Source organism: Ottowia sp., from assembly GCF_035325765.1.
GTDB lineage: Bacteria > Pseudomonadota > Gammaproteobacteria > Burkholderiales > Burkholderiaceae_C > Ottowia.
In genome coordinates, this window is the sequence record NZ_DAOKZG010000073.1 from 1 (window position 1) to 8,241 (window position 8,241).

At 70.1% G+C, this 8,241-nt stretch carries 7 protein-coding genes; 6 read left to right on the plus strand and 1 reads right to left on the minus strand.

Annotation, left to right across the window (positions count from 1 at the left end; all coding sequences use genetic code 11):
* The 4 genes from PKA16_RS14965 to thpR form a co-directional block, all read left to right on the plus strand.
* A partial coding sequence (locus PKA16_RS14965; RefSeq protein ID WP_324404349.1) for an OB-fold nucleic acid binding domain-containing protein occupies window positions 1-599 on the plus strand: 599 nt, incomplete at its 5' end.
* Window positions 600-675: 76 nt separating this feature from the next.
* A complete protein-coding gene (locus PKA16_RS14970) occupies window positions 676-1,179 on the plus strand; it encodes a thermonuclease family protein (protein ID WP_324404351.1) in 504 nt (167 codons plus the stop codon).
* A 317-nt stretch (window positions 1,180-1,496) separates the two neighbouring features.
* Complete coding sequence (locus tag PKA16_RS14975) at window positions 1,497-2,054, plus strand: DUF3617 domain-containing protein (protein ID WP_324404353.1); 558 nt, start codon at window positions 1,497-1,499, stop codon at window positions 2,052-2,054.
* Between the two features lie 72 nt (window positions 2,055-2,126).
* Window positions 2,127-2,702, plus strand: coding sequence for an RNA 2',3'-cyclic phosphodiesterase (gene thpR / locus PKA16_RS14980; RefSeq protein WP_324404357.1), 576 nt, complete (start codon window positions 2,127-2,129; stop codon window positions 2,700-2,702).
* Between the two features lie 147 nt (window positions 2,703-2,849).
* Here the strand turns inward: thpR and PKA16_RS14985 are convergent, their stop codons facing one another.
* Window positions 2,850-4,484 (minus strand): thiamine pyrophosphate-binding protein, encoded by a 1,635-nt coding sequence (locus PKA16_RS14985; protein WP_324404359.1) that lies wholly within the window; start codon window positions 4,482-4,484, stop codon window positions 2,850-2,852.
* 285 nt (window positions 4,485-4,769) lie between these two features.
* On the opposite strand from PKA16_RS14985, the gene alaS reads away from it, so the two are divergent.
* Window positions 4,770-7,400 carry an alanine--tRNA ligase gene (gene alaS / locus PKA16_RS14990; RefSeq protein ID WP_324404360.1) on the plus strand — a complete coding sequence of 877 codons (2,631 nt, stop codon included), beginning with the start codon at window positions 4,770-4,772 and terminating at the stop codon, window positions 7,398-7,400.
* A gap of 1 nt (window position 7,401) precedes the next feature.
* Complete coding sequence (locus tag PKA16_RS14995; protein WP_324404362.1) at window positions 7,402-7,920, plus strand: TlpA disulfide reductase family protein; 519 nt, start codon at window positions 7,402-7,404, stop codon at window positions 7,918-7,920.
* The last annotated feature ends 321 nt before the right edge of the window (window positions 7,921-8,241 follow it).

Below are 8,241 nucleotides of genomic sequence, written 5' to 3' on the forward strand. Positions count from 1 at the left end.
GCCCCCACGCTCCCCCGCTGCGCGAGGTGCGCTGCCCCCCGAGGGGGCCCTCGCCATCTTGGGGCGGCCCGGCGACGGCGAGTGTCCCCTCTCACACACCCTCGCTGCTGCACGACGCACCGATTCACGAGGCGTCGCTCGCCCTGCCCGCCGCGCCGGAAGGCGAGGCCATCGTGCACGACTACGCGGCGCTCGGCCTGACCTTGCGCCGCCACCCGCTGGCGCTGCTGCGCCCGCGTCTGGCGCGCTGGCGCCTGCTCACGGCCGACGAGCTGGGGCGCATGCCCCATGGCCGCACCGTGCGCGCCTGCGGCCTGGTGGTCGGACGCCAGCGGCCGGTGACGGCGGGCGGCACCATCTTCGTCACGCTGGAGGACGAGACCGGTCCGATCAACGTCATCGTTTGGCCCGGCCTGCGCGAGGCCGAGGACCAGCGCAATGCCCTGCTGCGCGCGCGCCTGCTGGCGGTGGAGGGCGAATGGCAGCGCGATGCCGGCAGCGGCGGCGTCGTGCGTCATCTGGTCGCGCGCCGCCTGCGCGACCTCACGCCGCTGCTGGGCCGGCTGGCCGGGTTGACCACGAGCCGGGACTTCCATTGAGCGCTGCGGAGCCAGGCCTTCAGGCCCTGGCCAGGCGAGTTTTTTATGATGGATCGTTTCCTGCCCAACTGCCTCCATGTCGTTCCTGCTGCCCGCCGTCCTCAGCTGCCTGATCGTGGGCGTGGTCGACGGCGATACCCTGACCGCGCGCTGCGACACGACCAGCGCGCAGCAGCCCTACCAGCAGGAGCGCGTGCGCCTGACCGGCATCGACGCGCCCGAGCGCGGGCAGGCGTTTGCCAGGCGCTCGCGCCAGGCCATGTCGGACCTGGCCTACGGCAAGCAGGCGCGGCTCGAGTGCGGCAAGCGCGACCGCTACCAGCGCCTGGTGTGCGACGTCTACGTGTCGCGGGGCGCCAGCGTCCACGGACCCAAGACGCGGGACGTCGGCCTGGCGCTGGTGGAGCAGGGCCTGGCCTGGTGGTATCGCGCCTACAGCCACGAGCAGACGCCGATCCAGCGTTTGCGCTACGAGCGCGCGGAAGCCCACGCCCGCGGTCAGGGCCTCGGGCTGTGGCGCGATCCGAACCCGACTCCGCCCTGGGACCATCGGCGGCGCGCCAGGGTCCGCCAGCGCTGAACCTGGCAGCCAGGCCCCCAGGAACGGCTCCGCAATGAATGTCCCCGCGTGCGGTCTGCGGTGCGGATGCTGGGCGAGGCCCGCAACGGCGTGCCCGACCGGTTGCCCCTGGCGCACGCCCACGCAGCCTTGTGAATGCTCCCCATGGCACTGGTCATGGTTGCGCTTCGCGCCTTGTCTGGACGTGCGCCGGAGGGCAATACGGGTCCCCTGACTGCGACAATGCCCTCAGGGTTAGTCTCGACATCGCCGGCCTTCCGGTAGCTGCGTGCCCGGGCCAAAATCCATGCATTTTGCCGATCCGAAGGAGACTGATGATGAAATCCTGGGTACTTGCGCTGTCCATCTCGCTGGCCCCGGGCCTGGTTGCAACCGCCCAGGCACAGACCATCGAACCCGGCCTGTGGGAATTCAAGAGCGATCTGCGCATGCCGGACCGTCCCGAGCTGGCAGCACAGATGGCACAGATGCGCGAGCAGATGAAGAGCCTGCCGCCCGAGGCGCGCAAGATGATGGAGCAGCAGCTGGCGGGTACCGGCATGGGCCTGGGCCAGGATGGCGCCATTCGCGTCTGCATCACTCCGGAGGATGCCGCCCAGGGCGACCTGATTCGCGAAGGTCAGAAGCGGGACAATTGCACCTACACCAAGGTCAGCCGCAGCGGCAATGTCTGGCGCGGCACCATGGTATGCACCGACCCGCAAGGCGAGGGCGACTTCACCACCACTTTGCACGATCGCAAGCACTTCACCACCGAGGCGCTGATGACCAGCCAGAAAGATGGCCGCCCGACGCGCATGGAGATGAAGACCGACGCGCGCTTCGTCTCCACCGACTGTGGGGCGCTGGCGAAGAAGAAACCCGCCAAGCGCTGACCGGCGGGCCGTGGGCCGGCACGGGCGCTGGCGCGCGGTTGCGGCCGGCCAGCTCCAGAATGCCATTCCAGCATGTCGACTTCCTCTGCACCGGCTGCGCCGCGACGCCTGTTCACGGCGCTGTTCCCGCCGCCCGAGGCCTGCGCCGCCATCGACGCCGAACGCCAGCGCTGGGCCGGCCTGCCGCGCCGCCTGCGCCCGGTGCCGGACCGCATGCATGTCACGCTGCAGTTCCATGACCCGGTGGCGGCCGAGCCTGCCCAGGCTTGGCAGGCGGCGCTGGCCGGGCTGGCGTTCGAGCCGTTCGAGATCGAGTTGGTGCGCGCCGAGCTCTGGCACGCTCCGCGCGGCACCATCGCCGTGCTGCGCGCGGCCCCCAGCGCGGCGCTCGCGGCGCTGCAGCAGCGCACGGCCGAACTGGCCGAGCAGGCCGGCCTGCCGCGCGAGCACCGCCCCTGGAAGGGGCATCTCACCGTGCTGCGCCAGGCCGACCATGTGACGCCCGGGCAGCTGGCCGCGCCCATCCGCTGGCGCGTCGAGCAGGTCACGCTGGTCTGGTCGGACCTGCAGGCGCAGCCGCCGTGCTATCGCGCGCTGGGGCGGTTTCCGGAGGCGGTCCTGCCGATCCAGTGTCGTGTCTCGCCCTGACAGGCACTCATAGAAGCCAGAAAAGGCTTGAGGCAAGGCGCAGTTCGCAGGCAATGCTGGCGGCCTTGGCAAGAACTGCAACGCCGCCGCGAGCCTTTTGGCCCCTTGGCGACTCGCTATAAGTGCCTGTCAGGGTGAAACACTACACTAAAATGACGGCGGCACGTGGCGCGGGTCGAGCCGGATGTCGACCAGCAGCGGCCCCTTGCGCGAGCGGCCGGCGATCGCGCTGCGCACGGCGGGCAGGTCGTCCAGATGGCGCACCGTGAGGGCGCTGCCGCCCAGGGCCTGCGCCACCGGTGCGAAGTCGGGCCAGTCGAACAGGGCGATCGACGGGTCCATGGCGCGGTCGGTGAACTGCACGTATTCGGCGCCGTAGCTGCCGTCGTTGAGCAGCAGCACGATCAGGTCCAGGCCGTGGCGCACGGCAGTGTTGAATTCCGTCAGGCCACCCAGCATGAAGCCGCCGTCGCCCACCACCACCACGGTCGGACGGTCCGGCGCGGCCCTGGCGGCGCCGATGCCCTGCGCCAGGCCCATGCCGATGGCGCCGAACATGGTGGTGTGGACGAAGTAGCGCGGCTCGGCGACGCGGAAGGCATCCCAGGCGTGGGCCATGTGGCGGCCACCGTCGGTGACCAGGGCGCAGTCGCCCTCGATCATGGTGCTGATGGCCTGCAGCACCTCGTGGATGTTCAGGTGGTCGGCGGCCCGAGGCTCGCGGATCGGCCGCGGCACGGCAATCGCGGCCGCCGCCTCGCGCACGCGCGGCTCGCTGGCAAAGCCCGTGGGCGCGATCTCGGCCTCGTCCAGCCAGTAGACCATGCGCTCGGCCGTGGAGGCGCAGTCGCCCAGCACGTTGGCATCGGCCACCAGGTGCTTGCCGAACTCCTGCGGATCGTCGTTGACGAAGACGATGCGCTTGTCCTTCACCAGCGCCCCCAGCGCCGTGGTGATGAAGTTCAGGCTGGCGCCGAAGGTGATGATGCAATCGGCCACGCCGAGCGGGTCCAGCGCTTCCTCGCGCGCCGAGATGCCCAGGATGCCGAGGTTCAGCGGATCGCCATCGAACAGGTCCTTGGCGCGCAGCGTGGTCAGCAGCGGTGCGTCGAGCCGGCGCGCGAGCTGCAGCACGGCGTCGCGCGCGCCGGCCTTGACCACGCCCTGGCCGGCCAGGAGCACCGGCCGTCCGGCGGTGGCGATCATGCCGATGGCGGCGTCCAGCTCGTCGCTGTCGGCCACCCGGCTCACGCGCCGCGGCTGCACCAGGCGCGTGTGGCGCGGCGGCACGGTGTCGTCCCACTGGAAGTTGTGCGGCGGCATGTTGAACACCACCGGGCGCTGTTCGACCACGGCGCGGCGAAAGGCGTTGACCAGGTCGTCGGCCACGCTTTCCAGGCTGCTCGCGCCCTCGAAGCCGGCGCCGGTGGCCGCCACCAGCTCCTGGTGGCGCGCCTTCTGGAAGTGGTATTTCTGCGCCGACGGCGCGTCGCCCGTGACCAGCACCAGCGAGCTGCGCGCCTTCACGCCCTCGACCAGCGCCGTCAGGGTGTTGGTCAGGCCAGGCCCGCAAGTCACGGTGGCGACGCCGACACGGCCCGACACCGAGGCGTAGCCCAGCGCCATCAGCACCGCGCCGACTTCGTTGGCCGCGCCCACGTAGTCGCCGCCGGCGCGGATGTAGTGGTCGACGACGAACAGGTTGGCGTCCCCGATCAGGCCGAACAGGGTGTCCACGCCCAGGTCCCGGAGCGTTTGCGCGACGGCTTCGTTGATCTTCATGGGGGCTCCATCCTTGTGCTGGGGTGGCGCGCAGCGCATGGATCGATCTTAGCCATGCGCCTGACCGCAGACCTGAAAGGCATCCACGGCGCAGGGCCTTTGACTAGAATTGATAGATTCCCCTGTCTGCCAGGCCAGGAGCCGATCCCCAGGCGGGCGCACTGCCTTGCGCACGCACCGGTCGGGCGCCGGCAGGCCTCGAACCGATTCGTCCTGCCGCGGCACCCGTGCCGGCACGCCGCCTGCGTGCACGGGCCGGGCAGGAGCGAGCAACCGAACCCCGACATGACCCAGCCCAAGCCGCCCACCACCGTCGCCGAAATTCGCCAGAGCTTTCTGGACTTCTTTGTCGGCAAGGGCCACACCGTCGTGCCTTCCAGCCCGCTGGTGCCCGCCAACGACCCGACGCTGATGTTCACCAACAGCGGCATGGTGCAATTCAAGGACGTGTTCCTCGGCACCGACCAGCGTCCCTACGTGCGCGCGGCCTCGGTGCAGGCCTGCCTGCGCGCCGGCGGCAAGCACAACGACCTGGAAAACGTCGGCTACACCGCGCGGCATCACACCTTCTTCGAGATGCTGGGCAACTGGTCGTTCGGCGACTACTTCAAGAAGGAGTCGATCGCCTGGGGCTGGGAACTGCTGACGAAGGTCTATGGCCTGCCGCCCGAGCGCCTGATGGCCACCGTCTATCACGAGGACGACGAGGCCTACGACATCTGGACGAAGGTGATCGGCCTGCCGCCCGAGCGCGTGGTGCGCATCGGCGACAACAAGGGCGGCCGCTACAAGAGCGACAACTTCTGGATGATGGCCGACACCGGCCCCTGCGGCCCGTGCTCGGAGATCTTCTACGACCACGGCCCCGAGATCCCCGGCGGCCCCCCGGGCAGCCCCGACGAGGACGGCGACCGCTTCATCGAGATCTGGAACCACGTGTTCATGCAGTTCGACATGAAGGAGGACGGCAGCGTGACGCCGCTGCCCGCGCCTTGCGTCGACACCGGCATGGGCCTGGAGCGCCTGGCCGCCATCCTGCAGGGCGTGCACAGCAACTACGAGATCGACCTGTTCCGCCGCCTGATCGCCGAGGCCGCGCGCGTCACCGGCTGCGAGGACCTGGACAGCCCCTCGCTGAAGGTGATCGCCGACCACATCCGCGCCACCGCCTTCCTGGTCAGCGACGGCGTGATCCCGAGCAACGAGGGCCGCGGCTACGTGCAGCGGCGCATCATCCGCCGCGCCATCCGCCACGGCTACAAGCTGGGGCGCAAGACGCCGTTCTTCCACCAGCTGGTCGCCCCGCTGGTGGCCGAAATGGGCGCCGCCTATCCGCGCCTGGCCGAGCAGGCGCAGCACATCACCGAGGTGCTGAAGGCCGAGGAGGAGCGCTTCTTCGAGACGCTGGCGCACGGCATGGAGATCCTGGATGCGACACTGGCCGACGGCGCCACGGAGCTGCCCGGCGACGTCGCCTTCAAGCTGCACGACACCTACGGCTTCCCGCTCGATCTGACCAACGACGTCTGCCGCGAGCGCGGCGTGACGGTGGACGAGGCCGGTTTCGACGCCGCCATGGAACACCAGAAGGCGACGGCGCGCGCGGCGGGCAAGTTCAAGATGGACCGCGTGCTGGACTACCACGGCGCGGCCAGCCGGTTCGTCGGCTACGAGAAGCTGGCGGCACCCGCCACCGTGGTCGCGCTCTACGTCGACGGCGAAAGCGTGGCGGCGCTGCAGGCCGGCCAGGCCGGCGTGGTGGTGCTCGACACGACGCCCTTCTACGCCGAGAGCGGCGGCCAGGTCGGCGACCAGGGCGTGCTCACCGTCGCCAGCGCGCGCTTTGCCGTGACCGACACGCAGAAGATCAAGGCCGACGTGTTCGGCCACCACGGCACGCTGGAGTCCGGCAGCCTCAAGGTCGGCGACGCCATGCAGGCCGAGGTCGATACGCGCCTGCGCGCCGCCACCATGCGCAACCACAGCGTCACGCACCTGATGCACAAGGCGCTGCGCGAGGTGCTGGGCGCGCACGTGCAGCAGAAGGGCTCGCTGGTGGATGCCGACAAGACGCGCTTCGACTTCGCACACAACGCGCCGGTCACAACAGCGCAAATCACCGAGATCGAGCGCCGCGTGAACGCCGAGATCCTGGCCAACACGGCGACCCAGGCGCGCCTGATGGACATGGAAAGCGCGCAGAAGACCGGCGCCATGATGCTGTTCGGAGAGAAATACGGCGACACCGTGCGCGTGCTCGACATCGGCACGAGCCGCGAGCTGTGCGGCGGCACGCACGTGGCACGCACCGGCGACATCGGCCTGTTCAAGATCGTGAGCGAGGGCGGCGTGGCCGCCGGCGTGCGCCGCGTCGAAGCCGTGACGGGCCAGAACGCGCTGGCCTACCTGCAGGGCCTGGAGGCCAGCCTGCACGGCGTTGCCGCCAGCCTGCACGCACCCGCGGCCGAGGTGCAGCCGCGCCTGGCCCAGGTGCTGGAACAGGTCAAGGGGCTGGAGAAGGAGCTGGCCCAGCTCAAGGGCAAGCTCGCCTCCAGCCAGGGCGACGAGCTGGCGGGCCAGGCGGTCGAGGTCAAGGGCCTGAAGGTGCTGGCCGCGCGCCTTGATGGTGCCGACGCGAAGACGCTGCGCGAGACCCTGGACAAGCTCAAGGACAAGCTCAAGGCCGCCGCCATCGTGTTGGCCGCCGTCGATGGCGACAAGGTGCAGATCGCCGCGGGCGTGACCAAGGCAGAGACGGCCAAGGTCAAGGCGGGCGAGCTGGTGAACTTCGTCGCCCAACAGGTAGGCGGCAAGGGCGGTGGCAAGCCCGACATGGCGATGGCCGGCGGCACCGACGCCAAGGCACTGCCCGCCGCGCTGGCCAGCGTGCCGGCGTGGGTGGCGGAACGGGTTTGAGGTGGAAGCGGGCCTGCTGAGCCGACGCCACTGGCTGCTGGCCCTGCTGGCCGCCGCCGGCGCCGCGCCCGCGCGGGCGCAGCACGCCGCCGAACCCTGGCCCGCGGACCGGCCCCTGCCGCCGCTGGTGGCGACCGATCTGGCGGGGCGCCAGTGGGATCTCGCGGCATTGCGCGGCCAGCCCGTGCTGATCAACTTCTGGGCGACGTGGTGCCCGCCGTGCAAGGAGGAAATGCCGACGCTGCAAACCCTGCACGAGCTGGAGTCGGGACGCCTGACGGTGCTTGCCGTCAACGTGCGCGAAGGGCCGCGGCGTGTGCGCCGCTACCTGCAGTCGGCCGGGCTGACGCTGCCGGTGCTGCCGGACCCGGAGGGCGAGATCACCCGCGCCTGGGACATGACCGTGTTTCCGACCACCGTGCTGATCGACGCCAGCGGGCGCCCGCGCCAGCTGGTGCGCGGGGCCGTGGACTGGGCTGGTCCCCAGGCGCTGGACTGGATCGAGGCATTGCGATCCTGAGTTCGGCAGCTGACCGCTCGTCACCGTCTCGATAATCCGTATCAGTTGTCCATAACGCGACGCGCTACCTGCAGCGCATGAAACGACACCCCTCCAAAGGCCGCGGAGCAGGCCAGGCGTGGGCACCCGTGGCCGGGGTCTCCCTGGACACTGGGTGCGTCCCCCTTCAAGGGGGATGGAGCGCAGCGGCATAGGGGGTGTTTCATCTCTAGCCTCGGTCGCGGTTATCGATTGCGCCGGCGCATCCAACTGCCGGATTCAGGATAATCCTATTTTCCTCAGTTGACCTGCCTGAACGTCCCGCAAGCCTAGACTGGGCGC